This window comes from Kitasatospora sp. NBC_01300 (assembly GCF_041435235.1).
Lineage (GTDB): Bacteria > Actinomycetota > Actinomycetes > Streptomycetales > Streptomycetaceae > Kitasatospora.
Genome location: NZ_CP108408.1, coordinates 6,361,633 through 6,385,390, shown reverse-complemented (window position 1 = coordinate 6,385,390; position 23,758 = coordinate 6,361,633). Strand labels below are relative to the sequence as shown.

General features: G+C 75.3%; 20 protein-coding genes. 8 read left to right on the top strand and 12 right to left on the bottom strand.

All coding sequences use genetic code 11. From position 1 onward, the window contains the following. Positions 1-22 precede the first annotated feature (22 nt). The 8 genes from OG556_RS27960 to OG556_RS27925 all read right to left on the bottom strand — a co-directional run bounded on the left by OG556_RS27960 (position 23) and on the right by OG556_RS27925 (position 8,378). Positions 23-901 (bottom strand): hypothetical protein, encoded by an 879-nt coding sequence (locus tag OG556_RS27960; RefSeq protein ID WP_371520832.1) that lies wholly within the window; start codon positions 899-901, stop codon positions 23-25. Beyond that, positions 898-1,860, bottom strand: a complete 963-nt coding sequence (locus OG556_RS27955) for a type II secretion system F family protein (RefSeq protein WP_371520829.1) — start codon at positions 1,858-1,860, stop codon at positions 898-900. The genes OG556_RS27960 and OG556_RS27955 overlap by 4 nt, the downstream gene beginning before the upstream one ends. Next, positions 1,857-3,485 (bottom strand): CpaF family protein, encoded by a 1,629-nt coding sequence (locus OG556_RS27950; protein ID WP_371520826.1) that lies wholly within the window; start codon positions 3,483-3,485, stop codon positions 1,857-1,859. The genes OG556_RS27955 and OG556_RS27950 overlap by 4 nt, the downstream gene beginning before the upstream one ends. After that, the gene (locus tag OG556_RS27945) at positions 3,475-4,773 is read right to left on the bottom strand and encodes a hypothetical protein (protein ID WP_371520823.1); all 1,299 of its coding nucleotides are present in this window, start codon (positions 4,771-4,773) and stop codon (positions 3,475-3,477) included. The genes OG556_RS27950 and OG556_RS27945 overlap by 11 nt, the downstream gene beginning before the upstream one ends. After that, complete coding sequence (locus OG556_RS27940) at positions 4,773-5,585, bottom strand: SAF domain-containing protein (protein ID WP_371520820.1); 813 nt, start codon at positions 5,583-5,585, stop codon at positions 4,773-4,775. Before OG556_RS27940 ends, OG556_RS27945 begins: the two co-directional genes overlap by 1 nt. A gap of 239 nt (positions 5,586-5,824) precedes the next feature. After that, the gene (locus OG556_RS27935) at positions 5,825-6,769 is read right to left on the bottom strand and encodes a hypothetical protein (protein WP_371520818.1); all 945 of its coding nucleotides are present in this window, start codon (positions 6,767-6,769) and stop codon (positions 5,825-5,827) included. After that, complete coding sequence (locus OG556_RS27930) at positions 6,763-7,242, bottom strand: hypothetical protein (protein ID WP_371520817.1); 480 nt, start codon at positions 7,240-7,242, stop codon at positions 6,763-6,765. Before OG556_RS27930 ends, OG556_RS27935 begins: the two co-directional genes overlap by 7 nt. Before the next feature lie 281 nt (positions 7,243-7,523). Continuing rightward, the gene (locus OG556_RS27925) at positions 7,524-8,378 is read right to left on the bottom strand and encodes a hypothetical protein (RefSeq protein WP_371520814.1); all 855 of its coding nucleotides are present in this window, start codon (positions 8,376-8,378) and stop codon (positions 7,524-7,526) included. Positions 8,379-8,580: 202 nt separating this feature from the next. Between OG556_RS27925 and OG556_RS27920 the strand changes: the two genes are divergently transcribed. From OG556_RS27920 to OG556_RS27910, 3 genes are all read left to right on the top strand, one after another. Next, complete coding sequence (locus OG556_RS27920; protein WP_371520811.1) at positions 8,581-9,024, top strand: pyridoxamine 5'-phosphate oxidase family protein; 444 nt, start codon at positions 8,581-8,583, stop codon at positions 9,022-9,024. A gap of 163 nt (positions 9,025-9,187) precedes the next feature. Then, positions 9,188-9,640, top strand: a complete 453-nt coding sequence (locus OG556_RS27915; protein WP_350875401.1) for a MaoC family dehydratase — start codon at positions 9,188-9,190, stop codon at positions 9,638-9,640. 358 nt (positions 9,641-9,998) lie between these two features. Then, positions 9,999-11,183, top strand: a complete 1,185-nt coding sequence (locus OG556_RS27910; protein ID WP_371522932.1) for an MBL fold metallo-hydrolase — start codon at positions 9,999-10,001, stop codon at positions 11,181-11,183. Between the two features lie 55 nt (positions 11,184-11,238). Here OG556_RS27910 and OG556_RS27905 read toward each other — a convergent pair whose 3' ends face one another. After that, on the bottom strand, positions 11,239-12,183 hold the full coding sequence (locus OG556_RS27905; RefSeq protein WP_371520808.1) for a DUF389 domain-containing protein: 945 nt from the start codon (positions 12,181-12,183) through the stop codon (positions 11,239-11,241). 162 nt (positions 12,184-12,345) lie between these two features. On the opposite strand from OG556_RS27905, the gene OG556_RS27900 reads away from it, so the two are divergent. Further along, a complete protein-coding gene (locus OG556_RS27900) occupies positions 12,346-13,299 on the top strand; it encodes an IS481 family transposase (RefSeq protein WP_371520805.1) in 954 nt (317 codons plus the stop codon). A 71-nt stretch (positions 13,300-13,370) separates the two neighbouring features. Here OG556_RS27900 and OG556_RS27895 read toward each other — a convergent pair whose 3' ends face one another. Continuing rightward, complete coding sequence (locus OG556_RS27895; protein WP_371520803.1) at positions 13,371-16,124, bottom strand: DUF6493 family protein; 2,754 nt, start codon at positions 16,122-16,124, stop codon at positions 13,371-13,373. Continuing rightward, positions 16,121-17,569, bottom strand: coding sequence for an SWIM zinc finger family protein (locus OG556_RS27890; RefSeq protein WP_371520800.1), 1,449 nt, complete (start codon positions 17,567-17,569; stop codon positions 16,121-16,123). The genes OG556_RS27895 and OG556_RS27890 overlap by 4 nt, the downstream gene beginning before the upstream one ends. A 136-nt stretch (positions 17,570-17,705) precedes the next feature. Between OG556_RS27890 and OG556_RS27885 the strand changes: the two genes are divergently transcribed. From OG556_RS27885 to OG556_RS27870, 4 genes are all read left to right on the top strand, one after another. After that, on the top strand, positions 17,706-18,605 hold the full coding sequence (locus OG556_RS27885) for an acyl-CoA thioesterase (RefSeq protein ID WP_371520798.1): 900 nt from the start codon (positions 17,706-17,708) through the stop codon (positions 18,603-18,605). Between the two features lie 129 nt (positions 18,606-18,734). Next, positions 18,735-19,394 carry a TetR/AcrR family transcriptional regulator gene (locus OG556_RS27880; RefSeq protein WP_350875391.1) on the top strand — a complete coding sequence of 220 codons (660 nt, stop codon included), beginning with the start codon at positions 18,735-18,737 and terminating at the stop codon, positions 19,392-19,394. A gap of 244 nt (positions 19,395-19,638) precedes the next feature. Then, positions 19,639-21,282, top strand: a complete 1,644-nt coding sequence (locus tag OG556_RS27875; RefSeq protein WP_371520796.1) for a BCCT family transporter — start codon at positions 19,639-19,641, stop codon at positions 21,280-21,282. 118 nt (positions 21,283-21,400) lie between these two features. After that, positions 21,401-21,586: a hypothetical protein gene (locus OG556_RS27870; RefSeq protein WP_371520793.1), complete on the top strand. Its 186-nt coding sequence runs from the start codon at positions 21,401-21,403 to the stop codon at positions 21,584-21,586. Positions 21,587-21,751: 165 nt separating this feature from the next. On the opposite strand, the gene OG556_RS27865 is transcribed toward OG556_RS27870, so the two are convergent. Then, complete coding sequence (locus OG556_RS27865) at positions 21,752-23,563, bottom strand: DUF2398 family protein (protein WP_371520791.1); 1,812 nt, start codon at positions 23,561-23,563, stop codon at positions 21,752-21,754. Between the last annotated feature and the right edge of the window lie 195 nt (positions 23,564-23,758).

The following is a 23,758-nucleotide window of genomic DNA, read 5'->3' as shown; positions in this document are numbered from 1 at the left end:
GCCAGATGCCCTGTGAGGAGGGTCAGTTGAGCATCTGGTGGAGTGCGGGGAAGACGATCAGGACGGTCATCAGCAGGGTGAGGGCGGCTCCTGGTGCGACCATCCGCTCGCTGTCGGCGTTGGCGCGGGCGAGGTCCTCGGCGAGCAGTTCGCCGCGCAGGCCCTTGGCGCGCGCCCGCAGGGTGTCGTACACGGCGGCGCCGTCGGTGCCGGACAGCCGCATGATGTCCGCCACGTCCTGCAGCGGGCTGAGCCCCAACTCCTCGGCCAGCGCGTCGAGTCCGGCCCAGGGCGGGAGCCGGTCGGTGGCGGCGCGGTCGAGGGCGTCGCGGATGCGCCGGAACACGGTGCCGCGCCCGACCGCGGCGGCGCGGCGCAGCGCCTCGGCGGGCCCGCAGTCGGCGGCCCGTTCCAGGGCGACGAGTTCGAGGTAGGCGGCGATGCCGTGCAGGTACTCGGTGCGCGCCTCCTTGGCCTCGCCGCGCACGATGGCGTCGGGGACGAACCAGAGCAGGCCCGCCAGCAGCGGCCCGGCCAGCAGCGGCAGGGCGAAGGGCAGGCCGATGTCCATCAGCACGGCCATCGCGCCCAGGTAGGCGGGCAGCAGCAGGCCGATCGCGGCGAACAGCAGCTTGTGCACCATGAACCGGGCCGGGGCGCGGCCGATCAGGGCGAGTTCGCGGTGCGGCAGGGACACTCCGCGCAGGCCGATCGAGCGCTCGCCGATCCGGTCGTACCAGCTCGGCCGCTCGTCCGGGTCCGCGGCCCGTTCGGCGGGGGTGCGGTGCAGCCGGTCCAGGGCCTGGCGCAGGTCGGGCGGCGCGGGCCGCAGTTCGGCGACCAGCAGGGCGACGCCGCCGGCGGCGACGGCCCCGGCCAGCACGGACCAGGGGGAGATCACCGGACCTCCCCGAGCGGCTGGAGCGCCTCGTCCTCGCGCACCGGGGCGCGGCGCCCGGCCTTGCCGCGCCGGTCGGGCGCCAACAGCCGGGGCACCGGCGGGTGCGAGGCGAGGGCGCGCATCCAGGCGATGATCGCGACGAACAGGGCGGCGACGACGGCGAGCACGATCTGACCGAGCAGCGTGCCGTACGGCCGGGTGTACTCGGTGTTGAAGGAGCCGACGGTGACGACCAGCACGATGATGCCGACCAGCCAGCGGATGGTGGTGCGGTGCTTGGCCCGGTCGGCCTCGATGGCGCGACGTTGGCGGACCTCCTCGCGCACCGAGTCGGCCATGTCGGCCAGTGCCCGGGCCAGGCCGGGGCCGCTGTCGCCGGACCGCAGCACGAGCGCGGCCAGCACCTTGTCGGCGGTGGCGTCGGCGACGCTGTCGGCGAAGGCCTGGAGCGCCTCCTCGGGCCGCCAGCGGGCCTGGAGCCGGGCGGCCAGTTCGCCGATCTCCTCCTCCAGGGCGGCGGGGGCGGTGCGGCGGCTGGTGACGATGGCCTGGTTGAGGCCGACGCCGAGCAGCAGCACGTCGGCGATGCGCTGGGTCCACTCGGACAGCGCCTCCAGGCGTTCGATCCGGCGGGTGTCCGGGCGGGTGGTGTCGAACAGCCAGGGCAGGCCGAACACGGCCAGCGGCACCAGCAGGGCGGCCAGCGGGATGCCGGTGAACAGCCAGGCGAGCGGGGCGCCGGCGAGCGCGAGCGGCAGTTGGATCCGGCGCAGCCGGGCGACCCGGGCCGAGGCGGCGCCGGGGGCGCCGTACCAGAAGACGTGGGCGCGGCCGGCCAGCGGGCTGCTCCGCTCCGGGGTCTCGTCCTCGGCCGCCGGGTCGCTGCCGCGGGCCCAGGCCACCAGGGCGACCAGGCCGCCCGCGACGGCCAGCCCGCACAGGGCGAACAGCAGCATCATCGCGCGCCACCGCCGATCCGCAGTTGCAGCGGGGTGGCCCAGCCGCCGTAGCGGGAGCCGAGCAGGGCGGCGTCGAAGCCGGCCCGGCGCAGGTCGTCCAGGCACTGCGGCGGGGTGTGCGGGACGGCCCGCGGCTCGCCGAGGTCCACCCGGGGGCCGAACACGGTGTTCAGCGCGGGCCGGCCGCTCTCGCCGAGGCCGGCGACCTCCAGGACGTGGGAGACGAAGCGGTGCCGGCGGCCGCCGACGGCGGTCTCGTCGACCATGGTGACGTGCACGATGAGGTCCAGGGCGTTGGCGGTGAGCCGGTAGGCGAGCGAGTCGGTCATGTGCGAGCCGTACTCCAGGCAGAGTTCGGCGATGCGGTCGACGACCATGTGCGGGCCGCGGGCGTGCAGGGTGCACATCGAGCCGCCCTCGCCGTTGGTCATGACCCGCAGCATCGGGACGACCTCGCCGGATCGGACCTCGCCGACGATGATCCGGGAGAGCGTCATCCGCAGCGCCGCCGGGATGAGGTCGCCGATCGTCAACTCGCCCGCCAGGCGGCCTTCGACGCGTTCGCCGTTGCCCTCGCGGGCCTCCATCGGGACGACCTGGCGCAGGTGGCCGAGCGTGTGCAGCCACAGCTCGAACTCCGACTCCAGGGTGCCGATCCGCTCGTCCGGCGGGATCTCGGCGGCCATCGCGCGCAGCAGGCTGGTCTTGCCGACGCCCTGGGTGCCGGTGATCATCACGTTCTTCCGGGCCCGGATCGCGGCGGCCAGGAACGCGGCCAAGGTGCTGTCCAGGGTGCCGAGTTCGACCATCTCCGGCAGGGTCGCCGAGGCCACCCGGTGGCGCCGGATCGCCACGTACGGGCGGGGCGTCACCTCGGTGAGCGCCTGGAGGCGCATGCCGCCCTCCAGGCGCAGCGCGAGGGTCGGGCTGGCGGTGGACAGGCTGCGCTCGCCGCCGCCGTGCTGGCGGGCCAGGTCCTGGAGCAGTTCGACGAGTTCGGCGTCGCTCTCGGCCACCGGCGGCACCTGGCGCAGGGGTTGGTGCACCCGGGAGATCCAGACGTCGTCGCAGCCGTTGATCAGGATGTTCTCGATCTCCGGGTCGTCCAGGTAGGGCTGGAGCCGCCCGGCCCGAAACAGCAGGTCGAAGACGGCCTCGGCGAGCGCGCGGTCCTGCTCCCGGGTGGGCGGGATGCCGTGGGTCTGCGCGTAGGCGTCGGACCAGCGGGCGACCGCCTCCTCGATCAGCGCGCGGCCGCGCTGGCGGCGGGTGGCGCGGTCCGGTTCGGCGCCCGAGGTGGCGGTCAACCGGGTGATCTGCTGGTGCAGTTCGGCCGCGACCTGGCGCTTCAGCTCGCGGGCCACCTGCGGGTCGACGGCCGGCCGGGTGGCGGCGCCGCGCAGGTCGAGCGAGGGCAGCTGGGAGGGCACGGCGGTGGGCGTGGCCGCGCCGCCCGGCTGGGCGTACGGCGGCGGCACGGGCTGCGGGGCGACGGGGCCCGGCCGGTAGGCCTGGGGCGGGGCGGCCGCCGGCGCCTGCGCCTGTGTCGGGGCCTGGGCCTGGGTGGCCCAGGGCAGTGCGGCCGGGTCGGCCGCGGGGTGCTGGTGCAGGGGGCTACCGCGCACGGAGCACCTCCCCGGGGTTGTACGGCTGCGGACCGTTCGGGTGTGTCTGATCGGGTGTCACGGCGGGCTGCTGGAGCGGGTAGCGGCCGTCGTCCTCGGGCTCCGGGCGCACGTACCCGGGCTGCTGGTCGTACGCGGCCCCGCTCTGCTGGTCGTACGGGGTGAACCCGCCCTGCTGGTCGTACGCGACGTAGCCGGCCTGCGGCCCGTACGGCGCCTGCGGCGACTGCGGCTGCTGGACGTGTCCCGGGAACGGGGCCGGAGCGGCCGGCTGGGGGGCCAGCCCGGCCAGCGGCGCCACCGGGCCGGTGGTGATCACCGGCCCGACCGGCTGCGGCGGGGTGTACGAGGGCTGCTCCCCCTCCACCGGCCGGTACGCCGTCGGCGCGGCCGCCTGCGGGGTCGGCACCGGGGGCTGGGCGTGCACCGCGGTCGGGGGCTGGGCCGCGGTCCCGGTCCGGGCCGCGGCGGTGAGCTGGGCCGGGACCGGCGCGGCGGTCGGCGCGAGCCGCTGGCGACGGCGGCGGACCAGCAGCTGCACCTCGTCCGCCGCCGAACGCGCCGTCCGCATCAGCTCCGAGCGGATGAACCGCCGGTCGGTGATGTCACCGCCGTCGGAGAGCACCCGGGCGGTGCGGGTGGCGTGCGGCAGCAGCCCCAGCACCGGGAGGCCGAACTCGCGCGCCACCTCCGGCCCCGAGTACGGCCCCTCGGCGACCAGCAGCAGTCCGAGCGCGTCCACCCCGGTGCCGGCCGTGGCGAGGTCCTCGGCGAGCGCGGCCAGCCGGGGCCGGGCCGAGCTCAGGCCGCGCAGCGTGGTGCGGACGGTCACCGCGACGACGTCCGCCCGGCGGGCCAGCACGGCGCTCACGCCGGTGGCGCCGGAGCGGCCGAGGTCCACGATGACGTCGTAGCCCTGCGGTTCGAGGCCGTGCAGCAGGTCGACGAGCGGCTCCCAGGTGTAGGCGAGGCCCGGGGCCTGGGTGGGGTCGGTCAGCCCGGGCAGCAGCAGCCGCTCGGCGGTGCCCTCGGGCGAGAGGTCGATCAGCTGCTCCCAGATGGTCTCGGCGAGCAGTCCGCGCCGGTCCGCGACGGCCAGGTTGCGCAGCCCGTACACCGCGTCGACCCGGCCCTCCAGGGCGCCCGCGAGCACCGCGCCGCCGTCCGGGTCGGCCTCCACCAGCAGGACCCGCCGTCCGGACTCCAGCGGCCAGGCCAGCAGCAGGGCCAGGGCCGCCGTGGTCGCGCCGGGCGCGCCCGGGCCGCCGGCCACCGCGATCACCGCCATCAGGCGCCACCCGCCCCGGTCGGGGGCACGGGGGCCGTGGCAGCGCCGGGGGTCCCGGTCGCCGGGGCCGTCGGCGCGGTACCGCCGCCGGTGCCCGCACCGGCGGTGCCGGTCGCGCCGCCGGCCGCGGCGGCGCGCGGGGCCAGCAGGACCTGGATCCGGCCGCCGGCCACCCACTGCGCCAGCCGGGGGCCGTCCGCCGCGCCGACGGCCACGTCGATCACCTGGCTGCCGTCGGTGTCCACCCGGCCGACCGTGATGACCGTCGCGGGCATCGAGTCGGCCTTGGTGTTGTCCGGGGTGTAGACCACGACGATCTGCAGCCCCGGCTGGAGCCGGCTGGCGGGCAGCTGGCTGCGCTTGGCCGAGACGCCGACCACGATCTGGCCCGGCTGCACCGCCAGGGTCTGCGCGACGTCGCCCCTGGTGAGCATCGCGCCGCGCTTGAGGTCGGTGGCGGCCCGCATGCCGACCGCCTTGTCCCGTTCGGTGGCGGACAGCGGCCGCAGCGCAGGATCCCCGGCGATCCGGGCCACCACCAGGTCGTCGTCGGTGATCACCTGCCCCCACGGGATGTCCCGGGCCAGCGCCAGCACGGCGACCCGCTGGCCGGTGCTGTTGTAGAGCACCGCGCCGCCCAGGCCGCCGGCCGCGATCAGCGCGACGGCCATCGCCAGCACCGCCGGGCGCCGCCGCCGGGCCCGCAGCGTCCGGCCGGGGACGTGCGGCGCGGCGCGCCCCTTGCCCCTGCCCGCACCGCCGCCCTGGGCCTCGCCCGGCCCCTGCCCCTGGTCCGGGACCGCCACGGACACCGCGGCCCCTGCGGGTGTGCCGGATCCCGGCGTCGCGAACGTACGGTTCTCCACCGGGTTCCGCCCTTCCCTCGTGCTCGTTCCGGATCGTCAGTACTGGGTTCTCGGTGCTCGGGTCGTCGCTGCTCGGGCCGCCGGTGCCGGGCTCCGACGCCCGGGCTCCGGTGCCGTGGTCGCGTGCGGCCGGGCCGCCGGCGCCCCGCAGCCGGGCCGCGGGGCATCGGACGTCCGCCGCCGGGTCAGTTGAGGACCTGCACCTCGGCGACCTTCAGCGTGAAGTTCGAGGACTGCGGCATCTTGACGTCGAAGGTCTTCGCGTTCGGCCCCGTGACCACGACCTCGCCCACCCAGTTCGCCGTCACCGTGCCGTTGAAGACGCCGCTCTTCCTGGTGCCCGAGCCCACGGCGAACTCGTAGCCGCAGTCCGGTGACTTGGCGGCGCCGTACTTGGGGTCGTACGGCGTCCCGGCCTTGTCGCAGGTCACGGAGACACCGGTGTCGAAGATCCAGGTCACACCCCTCAGCACCGGGGTGACGGTGACGGAGGCCCCCGGGACGGACAGCGTCTTGGCCGCGGGCGCCGCGACGCCGTCCAGCCAGAGCCAGACCGGCGCCTTCACCACCGCCGTGCCCTTCGGCGCGACACCCGCCGTCGGCTTCGGGAAGCGCATCTCATGGGCCAGGCCGAAGCCGACGTCCACCAGGTTCAGCGCCGGCGGCCCGGCCGGCGAGGTGGCCTCGAAGACGATCTCGGCGCCGTCCTGCCCGCCGCCCGTCTGCGGGCAGACCTTCGAGTAGAGCGCGCCCTCGGACGGCTTGTGGCCCTGCCACGCCGGGTCGCTCTCGGGGGGCGGGTTGTCCAGCGGACGGAAGTAGCACCCGACGCCGCTGTTGAACCAGCCGCGCTCCGGGTCGTGGCAGGGCCACTGCTGGTCGTGGTAGCTGCACAGCAACGGCCCGTCGCTCGTACCGCCCCCGCCGCCACCGCCCGGCTGCGACGGTCCTGGCTTCGGTTTCGTGCCACCGGTGTTGACCCCGGAGCAGATCACGTCCGGGTAACACTGTTCGGCACCTCCGCCCGGCGGTTCGTCCGCCGCCGCCGACACCGCCGAGGCCAACAGCAACCCGGCGGACAACGGCGCGAGGATCGCGAATCGCCGGGCCGGTTTACGCGTGTTCAGCATGCCCGGTCCACCTCCCGCTTGAAGTCGTAGATCAGCCAACGTGCTTGGAACCAGCGCAGGGACGCGGTCGCGACGTAGCGGTTCAGTCGGTCGCCCGGATCCTTTGCCACCTGGGTGACGGCGTCGACGCGGTGCCATCCCGACACGTCGACGCAGTCCTCGATCACGGCGGTCTGCGGATCGGCTTTCAGGTCAATGGCCTTGACCACCGCCGAATTGCGCGGCGTTCCGGTCATCACCAGTTTGGCGTCGCGAAGTTGGCGGAGCCCGACCAGGGTGTCGGTAAGGGCCCGCCCGGAGGAGTACGTCTCCAGAGCGAATCCGTCCGAATCCGACCGCCCGAACGCCTCGGTCTGGGCCTGCCACCAGTCCTGATACGTCTTCAGGGCCAGTCGCCCCATGGCACCTTCCGGCCCGTCCGTCGGCGCGATCGAGGTGTTTACCGAACCACCCGAAGGAGGTACCGGATCCACTCCCGCGACACTGGGCGCAGCCGTTCCGAGCCGATCGACGGAACCATCGGAACCGCCGCTCGCACAAGCGCCGAGGAGCAACACCAGAACCACCCCACCGACCCCAACCGCCCCAGGGCGCAACACATTTCCGCGCTGCCGCATCGCCCCACCTCGTCGCGACCGACCGATTCGTGATCCGTGGCCGCCGGAAGAATTTCCGTCGTCCCGCAGGTGTTTCCGCTGGGGATCGATTCTTCGCCAACCCACCCCATCACGGCAACACCTCAGGCCACCTGACCTTACGCGGAAGGCGGTTCCGTCGGGGCACTTTCCCGCCACAGAACGGCCAACAGTTCTTCGGAAAGCGACAATCCGGCCAATGCGCCCCGAACTGCGGCCCGATTGCGCATCAACAGGCGCCCGCCCTGCGGCGGAACGAGCAGGCGCGCGCCCGGCGCACCCGAACCACCCGGCGCTTCGCCCCCGTCGAGCAGCGCGGCGACGGACAGCTGGAGGTCCAGCGGGGCGACGGCGGCCGGGGCACCCGGGACGCCCTGCCGCAGCACGGTGGTCAGGGCGTGGCTGAACGAACCCTCACCACCCGGCAGCACAGCGTCCCGGCCGCGTCTGCCCGGGGTGTACCGGCCGACCCGGCCCCACAGCGGGACGCGCGGGTAGGCCAGCAGTTCGCCCGCGCCGTCCTCGCCGCCGCCGCGCTCCAGCGCCGCCCAGGTGTCCCGGTCGGCCACCGCGTCGACCAGCAGCAGGGCTTCCTCGTGGTCGCCGTGCACCATCGCGCTGACCACCCAGTCCCAGGCCAGGCCGCGCCGGTAGGCGTTGTCGGCGGTGCTGCCGCCGGTCACCAGGGCGAGCCGGCGCCCGCGCGGATCGACCGCCAACTGGCCGACCAGGCAGACCACCAGCCACCGGCCCGGGTGCTGGGCGGCCTCCCGGACGGCGGTGAGCATCGCGTTGGCGTCCGCGTCCGGCGCCACCTCGGTGACCCGGCAGCCGGCCGCGCCGACGTCGAACCACATCCCGGGCAGCACCCGCGTGAGCAGCCGGGCTCCGTCCGGCGCCAGCGCCGAGCCCCCGAAGCCCCGATCGGGCCCCCCGTTCGCCCCGATCACCACCAGGTCGACCCCGCCCGCCATCCGCACGCCCCCTCCCATGCCGGCCCCGGCGCACCCGGGGCCGCCCGCCGCGCCCGCCGCTGCCGTGGTGAGCAGGGGCGCGTACCGTACCGCCGCCGGGCAGGCTACCGCTCCGGGCGGCCGCCGACGGGGCTCCCGGCCCGTCCGCTCAGGGACCATGGGCCCTATCGGCACACGCGCCGACCGGAGGACGATCGGACGCATGGAGCGTGAGGACCGTGTGGAGACCCTGAGCGAGGCCGAGTGCCTGCGGCTGCTCAGCACCGTGCCCGTCGGGCGCGTGGTGTACACCGAGCACGCGCTGCCGGCCGTGCTACCGGTCTCCTTCGAGGTCCTGGACGGGCGGTTGGTGCTCGCCGTGCGCCGGGGAAGTGCCACCGCGCGCGGGCTTGACGGCACGGTGGTGGCCTTCCAGGCGGACCTGCTGGACCCGGTCACCCGGACGGGCTGGAGCGTGCTGGTCCACGGCCGGGCGGACGTGGTGCGCGAGCCCGAGCAGGTGCGGCGGGTGCTGCGGTCCGGCCTGCGGCCGTGGGTGGGGGACCCGGAGCCGATGTTCGTCGCGCTGGTGCCGGAACTGGTCAGCGGTCGGCGACTGTTCCCGACCGGGCAGGACGCTCCGGGGCGCGGGGCGCTGCGCTCCTGAGACACCCGCAGGCCGCCGCGCCCCCGGGTTCCGGGGTTCCCGCGTTCCCGCGTTCCCGGCTCCCGGCTCCCGCGTTCCGGGGTTCCCGGTTCCGCACCGCTGACAGATACCGGCGGGTACGCATACGCTTCCGGCGTCCTGACCCCTCCCCCAGGAGCGCACCGTGACGAGCTTCGCCTCCCTCGCCGATCTGACCGCCGCCGTCGGCACCGAGCTGGGCACCAGCGAGTGGCACACCATCGGACAGCGGCAGATCGACCTGTTCGCCGAGGCGACCGGCGACCACCAGTGGATCCACGTGGACCCGGAGCGGGCCAAGGAGAGCCAGTTCGGCTCGACCATCGCGCACGGCTACCTGACCCAGTCGATGATCCCGGTGCTGGCGAAGGAGTGCTACGGCGTCGAGGGCGTGCGCATGGCGCTGAACTACGGCTCGGAGAAGGTACGCTTCCCGGCGCCGGTGCCGGTGGGCACCGCGATCCGGGCCACCGCCGAACTGCTCTCGGCCACCGAGGTGCCGGGCGGGGTCCAGGCGCTGGTGCGGTTCACGATCACCAGCGCGGAGAGCGCCAAGCCGCACTGCGTCGCGGAGACGATCACCCGCTTCTACGCGTAGCGGCACCGGACGCTTCTACGCGTGGCGGCACCGGGCGGTGGCCCTGGGCGGGCGGTGGGCGCGCGGCCGGGGCGGGGTACGCCGAATGGCCCGCGCGGGGCCGCTCACCAGGTCCGGACGGCCCATGACGAGTAATCTCCGACGAGATGGTTGTCGTATCGCAGTGGCCTCACCAGTCGCCCGGATACGCGCCCCGGCATGCCCGGTAGCCGTGACCGTCCTTGGAGGAGCCTTGCCCCGCCCCGCCCCCTGGTTCTCCCGCCTCGCCGGTCTGTCCTCGCAGTTCACCACCCCGCCGACCAGCAGCCCGACCACCAGCCCGGCCCTCGGCCCGACGGCGAACCGCACCGGGTCGGACCTGGCCCGACTGCCCCGCGCGGCCTGGCACCGGGTCCGGGCCGAGGCGTTCGGAGCCGAGCCCCGGGGCGAACGGCTGGCCCGGATCCACCGCTCCCCGCAGTTCGCCGACGGCGCCTTCCGCAACCCGCTGCCCACCCGCCGCCTGGTCTACGAGCGCAGCCCGCTGGAGATCACCCGCGCCCAGCTGACCGGGGACAAGACCCGCCGGGCGCCGACCGCCGCCGTACCCGTGCACCGGCTGCTCCCGGTCGACCTCGCCCTGCCGCCGGACTCCGGGCTACGGCTCACCTGGCTCGGCCACGCCACCGTGCTCGCCGAGATCGGCGGGCGGCGGGTCCTGATCGACCCGGTGTGGGGCGAGCGCTGCTCGCCGTTCGCCTGGACGGGGCCCAAACGGCTGCACCCGATGCCGCTGCCGCTGTCCGAACTCGGGCCGGTGGACGTGGTGGTGATCTCCCACGACCACTACGACCACCTCGACATGGCCACCATCCGCGAGCTGATCGGGACGGCCGCGGTGTTCGCCGTCCCGCTCGGCGTCGGCGCGCACCTGGAGCGCTGGGGAGTACCGGCCCGGCGGATCGCCGAACTCGACTGGTGGGAGTCGGTCGAGGTCGCCGGGCTCACCCTCACCGCCACCCCGGCCCGGCACTACTGCAGCCGCGGCCCGCGCACCAGCGCGCTGTTCCTCTGGGCGTCCTGGGTGGTGGCCGGCGGCGGGCACCGGATCTTCCACAGCGGGGACACCGGCTACTTCCCGGGCTTCGCCGAGATCGGCCGCCGGCTCGGGCCGTTCGACGCGACGCTGATGCAGGTCGGCGCGTACAGCGACTTCTGGCCCGAGGTGCACATGACGCCCGAGGAGGGCGTCCGGGCGCACCTGGACCTCGGCGGCGATCTGCTGCTGCCGATCCACTGGTGCACCTTCAACCTGGCGACGCACCCCTGGGAGGAGCCCGCCGAACGGGTGGTCACGGCGGCCCAGGCGCTCGGCGCCCGGCTGGCGGTGCCCCGGCCCGGCAAGCCCTTCGAACCGGTCGACCCGCCCGCGCTGCGGCTGTGGTGGCGCGCGGTCGCGGCCACGCCCCGCGGCATCGAGCCGCTGGTCGGGGACCGCAGGGCGGTGCCGGTCCGGGAGCGGGCGACGGATCTCAGCGAGCAGATTTCGAGATCCGTTCGCTGAAGCCCGTCACCCGTTCGCTGAAGCCCGTCATCCGTTCCCTGTCAGCTGCCCGCCGTCACTCCTCCGCCCCCGTCCGCCGGAGGCGGATCAGCGCCCAGGCCCGCTGCTGCACCAGCAGGGTCAGCACCCCGGCCAGCACGATCCCCAGCAGGTTCAGCAGCAACTGCACGCTGGAGCCCCAGAACTGGCGGAACTCCCCGTACCCGAGCGCGACGGTGGCGTTGGCGGCGGCGGGCACCGTCGTCACCGAGATCGCCACTCCGACCAGCATCCCGGCCTTCGAGGAGGTCAGCGAGAGCACGCCCGCGATGCCCGCCAGGAAGGCGACCACGAAGGACGTCGCGTCGGGCTGCCAGATGAACGAGGTGTTCGGCCGCGCGGCGGCGAACTTGGCCTCGCTGAACAGCCCGAGCCCGTCCATCAGCAGAGAGAACCCGACGGTCAGCGCCATCGCCACCGCGAAGCCGGTGACCAGCGCGTTCAGCGACCGCAGCGCCGGGCGCAGCCGCCGCTGGACCAGCGCCACGCACAGCCCGGCCAGCGGCCCGAACTCCGGCCCGACCGCCATCGCCCCGACGACCAGGACCGCGCTGTCCAGCACCGCGCCGCACGCGGCCAGCATGGTCGCCACGGTGAGGAAGGCCAGGAACACCCAGGTGAGGGTGGACTCCTCGTGCGTGATCTCGGAGACCGACTCCCAGACCAGCGCGTCGGCCCCCTCCCCCGGGGCCAGCCGCTCGGCCTCGTCGGCGGCCGCCGAGAGGGTCAGCTCGATGCCGGAGACGTCGATCGCCCCGCGCTCGGGCAGGCCGGTCCCGCGCAGCGCCCCCAGGACCTCGTCCGCCGACTCGCGGGCGACGTCGCAGAGCACCACGTCCCCGGCAGGCCGTACGGCCGCGCCCGGCAACACCACGACGTGCGTCACCCCGACCACGGCGTCCAGGCTGCTGAGTACGGGCTCCCGCAGGTCGGGCGGGACGATCAGGCGCAGGTGCAACACGAGCACTCCGGTGGGACGGGGCGGGCGAAAGTCCCGCCCACCCTAGGTGTACTGACCATGGAGGTTGGTGACGGGGTTCACGGCCAGGTGATCTTGAAATGAGTGAGGGCCTTCTGGCTCGGTGTGGATTGCGACATCTGCACCGGCGCCAGAAAGGCCCTCATGCCACACCGTAACGCACCGCTGACCGAGACCGGACGCCTGCGCCTGGCCCGCTGCGTGGTCGAGGACCGCTGGCCGCTACGCAGGGCCGCGGAACGCTTCCAGGTCTCACCCACCACCGCCAAACGCTGGGCGGACCGCTACCGCACGCTCGGCGAGGCCGGCATGAGCGACCGTTCCAGCCGCCCCCACCACAGCCCGCGCCGCACCCCGACCCGCACCGAGCGGCGGATCATCAAGGTCCGCGTGCTCCGCCGCTGGGGACCGGCCCGCATCGCCTACCTGCTCCGCCTCAACCCAGCCACCGTCCACCGGGTCCTGACCCGCTACCGACTCGCCCGCCTCTCCCACCTCGACCGCGCCACCAGCCTCCCGGTGCGCCGCTACGAACGCGCCGCACCGGGCGAGCTGGTCCACGTCGACATCAAGAAGCTCGGCAACATCCCCGACGGCGGCGGCCACAAGACCCTGGGCCGTCAGGCCGGCCGCAAGAACCGGTCCGCAGTGGGCTACAGCTACCTGCACAACGCCGTCGACGACCACTCCCGCCTGGCCTACAGCGAGATCCTGCCCGACGAACGCAAGGAGACCGCCACCGCGTTCTGGACCCGGGCGAACGCCTTCTTCGCCCGGGCCGGAATCACCGTCCAGCGGGTGATGACCGACAACGGCTCCTGCTACAAGTCACACGCCTGGCGTGATGCCCTCGCCGCCGAGGGCATCGCGCACAAACGCACCCGGCCCTACCGGCCGCAGACCAACGGCAAGGTCGAACGCTTCAACCGAACCCTGCTCGACGAGTGGGCCTACGCCAGGCCCTACCGCACCGAACAGGAACGCCGCGACGCCTACCCCGACTGGCTCCACACCTACAATCACCACCGCGGACACACCGCACTCGCAGGCAAGCCACCCGCCAGCCGCATCCCCAACCTCACGGGACAGAACACCTAGGGCGTGTCGTCAAACCCCCGCCTGCGCGCCGTCACCCGGTGGTGCTCCTCGCCCTGTCGGCGGCCGCGGTGTCACCCCGCCAGGACGTCCCGCAGGGCGCGGGCCTCCTTGACCAGGCGGCTCGATCCGCCCTGCTCCGCCGTCGCCGTCACCTCGGCCACCGGCCCCCGGGCGCGGGTGCGCCGGGCGCAGTCCGCCGCGAGGGCGAGCAGGTCGCCGAGGCCCCGGGCGGGCGTGCCCTCGCCGCCCAGCAGGACCGGCAGCGCAGGCCCGAGCACCGACCAGACCGTGCCGTAGGCGCCCGTCCCGGCGGCCAGGGTGAGCGCCGCCGCGAGCCGGTTGAGCTTCACCGCGCCGCAGTCGACCAGCGCGCCGAGTTCGCGGCCGAGCTGCGCGCCGTCCAGGTCGCCGCGGGCGGCGAGCACCAGCAGGGCGTCGACGGCCGCCGTCCGGTCCTCGGTGTGCCGGGCGCCCAGGCCGTAGGCCAGCGCCAGGTGCAGAGCGAGCCCGGCCGGGCCGCCGGCCTCGGCGAGAGCGGGCAGCAGCCGGCCCGCGTCGCGCTCGTCCCGGTCGGCGCCGGCGGCGAAGTGGTCGAGCCACCGGGCCGCCAGTTCCTCCCGGTGCCAGGGGAGCATCGCGGCCCAGTGCGCCGTGGGCCGCCACATCCAGTCGCCCACCTTGCGGGCCCGGGCCACGCTCGGCTCGGTGCCCTCCAGCAGCGCCCGGAACTCGGGGGCGAGCCGCTCGCCGTCCGGGCCCTTCGGGCCGGCCCCGATGCCGGGCTGGGCGACGGCCACCCGCCGGACGTCCTCCCACCAGCGGTCCGCGTACTGGTGGCCGTGCTTCGAGCCCCGGCCGGGGGCGAACAGCACCCGCTCGGACGGCTGGTCGGGCAGGCCGCCGGTGCGCAGCCACTGGGCGGCCCACCGCCCGGAGGGCGAGGTGAGCGCGTCGGCGGCGCGCAGCACCCCGGCGTCGGCGCGGGGGCCGACCCGCAGCAGGGCCGCGCACAGGTCGGCCCGGCCGGGGGTGATGCCCGCCGCCTGGTACCCGGCGAGGCGTTCGACCAGCGTGCCGGGGTCGAGCGCCCCGGTGGTGTCGGTCGGGATGGCCAGCAGGTAGGGCGGCCGGTCGGCGGCCACCTGCCAGGCGGCCTCCTCCAGCCGGGCGGCGAGGACGGTGCCCTGCGCGGTGTTGTTCTGGCCGCGCAGCGGGGAGCGCTTCTTCTTGCTGCTGAGGAAGTCCCAGGCCCGGTGCGACGGCGTCTCGCCCGCCACCGCGGCCACGACGTGGAGGACGTCCCGGGGCGAGCAGTCACGCCAGCGGTCGACGCCGTTCCACCGGTGGACCCGCCGGACCGGCTCCAGCGCCTCGGCGAGCGCCGCCCGGTCCTGGTGGGCCTGGCGGACCAGGCCGTCCAGCACGCGCTCGAAGACCGCCGGCTCCGGCTCGTCGGCGGCGAGCAGGGCGGACAGCTCCTGCGCGAGTTCGGCCGCCGAGGCGATCGGCGGGCCGAGCGGGAGGGGCTGGGGGGCGGGCGGGAGGAGTTCGTTCCACCCGGTGTCCGGGTCGTCGTCGCCGTCGCCACCGACCGGAGCGCCGAACAGTTCCCCGGCGCGCTGATGGTGGGCGGGGTTCAACGCCCCGGCAGCGAGCCGCAGTTCGGGCAGGACGGCCTCCCCGGCCACGCGCAGGTGCCGGGCCACCACGTTCAGCGCCCGCTCCTGGACAGCCTGGTCCGGGTGCCCGAACGCCTCGGCGGCGGCGAGCACCACCGGCCCGGACCGCCCGGGCTCGCGCCTGGCCGCCCGCTCCAGCCAGCCGAGTTGGGCGCGGACGAGCTTCTTCTCGGTCCGGAACAGCACCACCGCGGAGGACTCGACCAGCACCTCGGGCTCGATCAGCCCGGCCTCGTCCAACCCGGCGAGCACCTCCTGGGCGTGCCCGGCGACCACCGACAGCCCGTCCAGCAGCGGCAGCACGTCCCGTACCCGGGCCGCGTACTCCTGCTGCGTCGGGGCGAGGGCGCACAGCACGTCCAGGAAGAAGCGCTGGTCCGCCGGCTTGCCGCCGCGCAGCAGCCGGGCCAGGCAGCGGTCGATCAGGTCGGCCCGGTCCAGCTCGCCGGCGGCGGCGAGGTCGGCGATCGCCTCCGTCCAGGCGTCCCCGCGGCGTCCGCTGAACCGCCAGGACAACGGCACGCCGACGTCGGCGAGTTCGAACACCCGGGGCAGCAGCACCGGGGTGAACACGTCCGCCCGCAGCAGTGCGAGCAGGGTGGGCTGCGGGCCACTGCCCAGGCGCTTGCGGTCCATCCACTCGCGGACGAAGGGCTCGCTCAGCGGCACCGCGCAGCCGGTGCGGTGCACCACGTCCTCGATCACCGAGTACAGCGACCAACCCCAGCGCGGCGCCGGACGGGCGGCGAGCCGGGTGGCCACCTCGATCTGCCACTCCACCGGCTGTGCCGCGACGAGTTGGGCCAACGCGGGGTGCTTGACCCACTCCCGCGAGGTGAAGTCGCGGGCGCCGAGCCAGGTGGCGGCGCCGGCCGGGCCGGTGTGGCAGCCGGCACCGGCCAGCATCAGGGCGCCCTTGCTGGCGATCGACTCCTTCGACCAGTCGTCGCGCAGCTCCTTGCGCAGCGCCTTCAGCGCGGGCAGGCAGTCCCGGCGCTGCGCCTGGTCCAGCGCGGCGACCAGCGCCGGTATCTGCGGCATCCGCCCGCCCCGGACGGCGGCGAGCAGGTCCTCGACCGCCGCCCCGCCCCGCGCCGCCTCCGCCCCGCCTTGCACCGCTTCCGACCTCCGTGCCACCGCGCTCACGCCTGGACCCCCTTCTCCGTCGTCGGAACCCCCGGAACCGTCGGAACCGTCGGAAGCGCCGAAACCGTCGGAACCTGCTCCCCGGCCACTCGCCGGCCCGCCTCCCGCACCATCGCGACCGCCAGCGCGTGCTTGCACGGACCGCGCCCGCCGCGGTACTTGGCCCACCAGAGGCAGGTGCAGCCGAGGCGCCCCGCCTCGTCCGTACGCACCCGCTGGATGTGGTCGTCCACCGTGACGACGGCCGTCGTGCCGCCCGGCTCCAGCCGTACCGCGCCCGCCGCGACCAGGGCCCGGGCGGCGCGCAGCCGCGGGTTGGCGGCCTCGGCCCGCCCGGCGTCGTACGGGAGCTGGCGGTGGAAGTAGGCGGCCTCGGCGGTGTCGTAGCCGATCTGCCCGGCGGTGCCGAGCCGGGTGAGCGCGGCGCGGACCCGCTCGTGGCTGAGCCCGGACTGCTCGGCGAGGTCGGCGACCTCGATCCGCGGCTCCCAGGCGAGCAGCACCGCGACGAGGTCGGCGTCCTGCTCGGCGGTGCCGGTGGCGAGCGCGCCGAGCACCCCGCCCTCGCCGGAGAAGCCCCGGGAGGCGTCGGGCGAGAGGGTCAGGGTGAGCCGCATGCCGGGCAGGACCACCTCCCACGCCGAGGCGGCCGGGCCGGTGGCGGCGACCGGGCCGTACACCCGCAGGGCGAGCGCGTGCCGCAGCACGCGCTGGAGCGCCACCAGCCGGTCGGGCCCGGGCAGGCAGACCGCGCCGGGCACCGGCCGGGTGGTGGGCCGCAGCGTCCGCCCGGCCGGGACGACCCAGGCGGTGCTGGTGCGGCCGCCGCGCGGCAGCGAGCGCAGGAAGCGGACCGCCTCGGCGGCGGGCAGTTCGGCGCGCAGGTCGAAGCCGGCGGCGACGACCTGGGTCTCGGCGAAGCCGCGCAGCCAGCGCTGCGGCAGCGGCACCTTCTTCTCGACCAGCGGCCCGTCGAAGCTGGTGACCTCCAGCGCGTCCGGCCCGACCGCGAGGTGCAGCGGGTCGGTCGGGCCGATCCTGCTCAGGGCCTCCCGCAGCGGGTTGTTGACGTCCACGTTGGTGGTGCCGTGGCCGATCTCGTCGCCGTCGAGGCCGGCCTGGAGCACGTCGAGCCGGGCGTAGACGCCGCAGCAGCCGGAGAACGACTCGAAGCGCAGCCGGTCCCCGTTGGCGGTGACCACCGGGTCGAGCGAGGCGCGCAGCTGCGGCTGGTAGTACCGCGCGGCGGCGACGTCGGCGACCGCGAGCAGCGCGGCGGCGGCCGGCGCCGGGTCGGCCAGGAAGCCCGCGAAGAAGCGCGGGTTGGCCGCCTCCCCGAGCGGGGTGGCGCCGCCGGAGGTGGCCAGGTCGAGGCGCCGGCCGTCGGCGCCGTCGAGGACGGCGGACGGGCGCAGATAGGCGTACGCGTGTGCGGATTGCGTCATGTCGAACACGCTAGGTGAGGGCACTGACAATCCGTCGGGCCGCGACCGCACTGGAACAGGTTCTACCGGCCGCCGGAGCCCCCGGGCGTTACCCAGGTCACACCGCGACGCGGCGGGATTCTGCCACTATGGGCCCGTGACCGACCTGACCGAACAGGAAATCCGGGCCGACCGCCCGGCCGGCGCGTTCGCCGGACTGCTGGAGCTGGAACGACTGGACGAGAACACGTTCCGGGGCCGCTGCCACGCCGGGGCGCCGATGCGCGCCTTCGGCGGACAGGTCGCCGCGCAGGCGCTCACCGCCGCCGGCCGCACCTGCGAGGGCCCGCGCGCGGTGCACTCGCTGCACGGCTACTTCCTGCTGCCCGGAGACCCGTCCCAGCCGATCCACTACGAGGTCGAACGGGTCCGCGAGGGCGTCTCCTACACCACCCGCCGGGTGACGGCGGTGCAGAACCAGAACGCGATCTTCACCCTCTCCGCCTCCTTCAAGCGCCCCGAGACCGCCACCGACCGCCACCGCACGATGCCGCCGCTGCCCGGGCCGGAGACCCTGCCGGACGCCTTCTCGCTCTGGGACCCGGCCCTGCGCGCGGCGATCACCGGCACCGGCGGCTTCCGCGACCTCGAACTGCGCTTCGTCCCGCCGGACGCGCCGGGCGTGCCGGCGTCCGTGCCGGGGATGCCGCAGCAGTTCGTCTGGCTGCGCATCGCCTCCCCGCTGCCCGAGGGCGACCCGCTCCTGCACGTCTGCGCGCTCACCTACCTCTCCGACCTCACGCTGGCCTCCACCGCCGGGCTGCACGAGCAGCCGAACTTCTTCCAGCGCACCGAGCCGCCCCGGCTGCTGATCGCCTCGCTCGACCACGCGATGTGGTTCCACCGCCCGTTCCGGGCCGACGAGTGGCTGCTGTTCGCCCAGCGCAGCCCGTCCTCCTCGGACGGCCGGGGGCTGTCGCTCGGCGAGTTCTACGACCGGGACGGTCGGCTGGTCGCCTCCGCCGTGCAGGAGTCGCTGATCCGCCGGCTGCGCTGACCCGGCGCGGGACGGGACGGGACGAAGCGGTCACCGCGCCCGGCCCCGGCGACGGTGACCGCACGGCGAACGCAAGGGGGCCGGTCGGCGTCATACTCCTGAGCGGCCCCGGCCCGTATCATGGTGCGGGTGACCAAGGTTGACCTGTCACCACGGCCGGTGGAGGCGATGTCTCCGCGCCAGCTCGAACGCCGCGGAAGCCTGATCGCGGCCGCGCTCGCCCTGGTGAACGAGATCGGCGTCGAACGGCTGCAGATGAAACAGGTCTGCGAGCGGTCCGGAGTCGCCCTGGGGACGGCGTACCGCTACTTCTCCTCCAAGGACCACCTCCTGGCCGCGGCGATCGCCGAGTGGCACCGCCTGCTGCTGGCCGACCTGGTGGCGGAGCTGCGCGGCCCGCGCGCCGGGCTGGGGGCCACCGACCGGGCGGTCCGCTTCGTCCGCGGCGGGATGCGGGCCTACCAGCGCCAGCCCGAGCTGGCCCGGCTGCGGGTGGCCGTCGCCGCCTCCACCGATCCGTTCGCCAGCGAGACCCTGCAGGGCATGGCCCGGGCCGACAGCACCGCCCTCCAGGCGGTGACGACCGAGGTGCCGGCCGCCGCCAGCGACCTGGTGCGGCACATCGTCGCCCACGCCTGGCAGGGCGAGCTGACCGCCTGGGTGACCGGGCGCACCACCCTCGGCGACGCCCGGCGGCGGCTGGAGGACGTGGTGCGGCTGGTGCTGAACCCGTACGAGACGCCCTACCCGGCGCCTTACGAGGTCCCGTCCGGCGCCCACCGGCCCTGACCCGTCCGACGCGACCGCCGGCTCAACTCCCCGGTGCCGGACGGCTTCCACCCGTGGTTCCGGCTCGCCGCGCACGCCCCGGCCCATGAGCAACCGGCCTGACGGGACGTAAGTCCCCTCCCTCCGCCTCCCCGGCGCGCCCTCCCGCCCCTCGCGGCACGAACTGGACATAGTGCGACATGCAGCTTTAATCCGCCGATGTCGCCGAAGCCCCCGTCCGCCCCGAGGCAGGAGAGTCCACCCGATGAGCAGCCAGCCGCCGCAGCCCGACCAACACGCGGAGGAGCCCGACGAACCCGCCGCGACCCTGCCCGTCGACCGGGCGGTGTTCGGGATCAGCGCCGCCCTGGTGCTGGCCGTGGTCGCCTGGGGCGTCTTCGCCGAGGACTCGCTCGGCCGGACCTCCAGTGCCGCGCTCGGCTGGGTCCTGCACAACTTCGGCTGGCTGTTCGTGGTGGCCGCCGACGTCTTCCTCGTCCTCACCGTGCTGCTCGCCTTCAGCCGCTTCGGCCGCATCCGGCTCGGCCGCGACGACGACGAACCCGAGTTCTCCACCCTCGCCTGGGTCGCCATGATGTTCAGCGCCGGCATGGGCATCGGCCTGATGTTCTACGGCGTCGGCGAGCCGCTCCAGCTGTTCGCCACCCCGCAGCCCGGCTCCGGCCTGGAACCGCAGAGCGCGGCCGCCGCCCAGCAGGCCCTGGAGTTCTCGCTGTTCCACTGGACGCTGCACCCGTGGGCGATCTACGCCGTCGGCGGCCTCGCCCTCGCCTACACCACCTTCCGCAAGGGCCGCGGCAACCGCATCTCCGCCGCCTTCGTCCCGCTCATCGGCCAGCGCGGCGCCGACGGCTGGCCCGGGCGCGCGATCGACCTGCTGGCCGTCTTCGCCACCGTCTTCGGCTCCGCCACCAGCCTCGGCCTCGGCGCGCTCCAGGTCGCCGACGGCCTCGGCTACATCACCTCCGTGCGCAACACCCAGAACGCCCAGCTGATCATCATCGGCTCGCTGACCGCCGCCTTCGTGCTCTCCGCCTTCTCCGGCGTCCACAAGGGCGTCAAGTGGCTCTCCACCGCGAACGTCGTCCTGGCCTCGCTGATCATGCTCTTCGTCTTCGTGTTCGGCCCGACGGTCTTCGCGCTGGACGCGATCCCCTCCACCGTCGGCGGCTACCTCTCCGACCTGCTCGGCATGTCCACCCAGACCGGGGCCTTCACCGACGAGAGCTGGCTCGGCTCCTGGACGATCTTCTACTGGGCCTGGTGGCTCTCCTGGGCGCCCTTCGTCGGCACCTTCATCGCCCGCATCTCCCGCGGCCGCACCATCCGGCAGTTCCTGATCGGCGTCCTGCTGGTGCCCAGCGGGGCCACCGTGATCTGGTTCTGCGTGATGGGCGGCACCGCGATCCGGCTGGTCTCCACCGGAGCGGCCGACCTGGTCGCGACCATCCCGAAGGGCGCGGAGGCCTCGCTGTTCGAGATGCTGCGCTCGCTGCCGCTCGGCTCCGCCACCAGCGTCGTCGCCGTGCTGCTGGTGATGACCTTCTTCATCACCAGCGCCGACTCCGCCTCCCTCGTCCTCGGCTCGCTCTCCAGCCGCGGCTCGCTGCACCCGCGCACCTGGCTCGTGGTCGTCTGGGGCGTGCTGATGGGAGGGGTCGCCGCCGCCCTGCTGCTGGCCGGCGGGCTCACCGCGCTGCAGAACGCGACGATCCTGGTCGCGCTGCCGTTCGTGGCCGTGATGCTGCTGCTCTGCGTGTCCCTGGTGAAGGAGCTCCGCGAGGACCCGGCCGCCGGCCCGTCCCGCCTGCACCCCGTGCACGGCCTGCGCGACGCCGTCCGGGTCGCCGTCGGCGAGGCCCTCGCCGAACGCACACCACGCCGCTGACCAGCACGTACGCCCCACCCGTGCAGGTGGGGCGTACGCGGCCAACCGACGCCCAACCCCCGCCCGGACTTCACCCGCGCGTACCGACCGTTCACACCACCCTGGGACCCTCCCTGTCATGAACGCCAGCCCTCAGGCGCCCTACCAGGAACCGCGCTTCCCGCTCCCCCGGCGCCACCGCCGGCTCCTCGCCGCCACCGCCGTCCTCGCCTCCATCGCCCTCGGCACCTTCGGCGTCGGCGCCACCGTCGAGACCGTCCAGCACGACACCGTCGCCGCCACCACGGCCACGGCGAGAAAGTGACCCGCGAGAAAGCGACCGGCGAGAAAGCGACCGACTGACCGTCCGATCCGCCCCTTCAGCACCGCCGTCCGCCCCCGGACGCGGTGCTTCCGCCTTTCCGGCGACGGCGGAGCGACGAGGCGAGACGGCGAGGCGCGACGGCGGAGCTGGGCGGCGGGACCGGCCTCAGGCCTGCCGCTGCTCCCGGGCCCCGGCCGGTGCGGGGCGGGAGTGGCGGCCGGTGCCGGGGACGGGGTGGAAGTCCGGGGCGGGGGCGTAGCGGGCGGCGGGCGGGCGCAGGAGCCAGCCCGGGGGGCGGCTGCCGCGGGGGGTGGGGGTGATCAGGCCGAGGTTGTGGAGCAGGTCGAGGGCGTCGCGGCGCAGCGCGGTGCGGTCGGCGAGGTAGTCGCGGCGCCAGCGGGCCGGGAGGCCGTACTCGTCGGCGATGTCGCCGAGGAGGCCGTCTATCAGCGCGTCGGGGATCGGGACGTCGCCGCCGGTGGTGGTCTCGCCGGGCAGCGGGCGGACTTCCTCCACCAGGCGTTCGAGCAGCAGCAGGGCGGCCTGCGGCAGGGGGCCGGCGCCGGGGAAGACGAGGTCGGTGAGCTCGTCGGCCGGGTCGAGCAGGGCGACACCCTCGGTCCGCAGCTCGGTCTCCAGGCCGAGGAAGTCGGCGAGCGCGGCCGGGCCGCTCAGCCGGTGCTCGTGCAGCCAGGCGCGCCGGTCCTCGGGGAGGTCGGCGTCGAGGACGGCGGGGGTCTCGGCGAGCAGGCGGCGCACGGCGGTGGCGGGTTCGGCGTCGGCGGCGCGGCGGATCAGGTCGGCGGCGTCGTCGGCGAGGGCGGGCGGGCCGGCCGGGACGGCGCGGGCGAGTTCGCGGTCGACGGTCAGTACGGCGGCCCGGGCGGCGGGGTCGGCCGGGCCGGCCCCGCCGGCCGGCAGGTCGCCGAGGACCTGCCAGTCGGCGAGCGCGGCGAGGGCCATCGCACGGTCGGCCGGGCCGGCGGCGAGGCCCGGCGCCACGGCGCGCATGGCGTCGAGCAGCCGCCCGTACGGCAGTTGCTCGGGGGCGTCGACCAACAGGGCGAGAGCGAGGGCGAGTTGGGCGTAACCGGCGGGGGTGAACGGGGCGCCGGTCGTGGGGTGTTCGAGGCGGCGGGCGGCGCCGGGGCCGAGGCCGGCCTTGCAGAGCCGGGCATGCCAGGGGCCGACGACGAGCCGGTAGCCGAGCAGGGCGTCGAAGCGTTCGACGAGCCAGTCGCGGTGACGGCGGATCAGCGGGAAGCCGTCGGCGTGCGGGCCGGAGGCGGTGACCAGCGGGTGGGCGAGCAGCAGCCGGGCGGCGATCCGGCGTTCGGCGGCGGGCAGGTCGACGGCGGGAAGGGGCGGGGCGGAGACGTCCGCGACGGGCGGGGCCGGGGCCGGTATCGGAAGGTCCTGGCCGGAACGGTCCTGCGCGCCCGGCACCGGGCGGGTGCGCTCGGGCTTGCGGTGCCTGCCGGGCCTGCCCGGCTTGGCACCTGACCGGACGACGGGCAGCGCGGAGGCGTCCCGCCGGGCGCGGCGCAGACCGCCGACGGGGCGGGGCTCCCGGGAGCGCAGGGCGGCGGTGGCGTGCGCGGTGGGGCCGTGCCACCAGCTGACGTCGGCGTCGGGCGCCGCTTCGGCGGGGGCGCCGAGATGGCGGGCCGGGTAGAGGCCGAAGGAAGCGGCGCACAGGTCGTCGGCGGTGCCGGGGGTGGCGGCGGCGAACCAGTGGGCGAGCCGGAGCAGACCCGGGTCGGGCGAGAGCGCGGAGGCGGTGCCCGGCTCGGGCGCGGGCCTGGTCGGCGCGGCGTCAGCACGGGGGCCGGACACGGCTTCGGGCGCCGGCCCGCCCGCGGGTTCGCGTACGGCGAGGAGGGCGTCGGTGGGCCTCCGCCCCGTCCCGCCCGTGCGCCCGTCCGGCCTGCCGGTGGCCACCCGGGTGGCGCCGACCGCGTACTCCTGCTGCTCCATGTCGGGGACCAGACTAGACGGTGGCCGGGTCACCCGGTGGCAGCAACCGGCCGTGCGCCGAAGTGACCGGCCGCCCTCCGCTACGCCACCCGCCGGCCCGCACCCGCCGCCGCGCCGTCACCCGCCCCGCACCACCCGGGTTACGCACCGGTAACCCGCTCTTCCGCCGCACCGGCGGGTCGCCTAGGGTTCGTC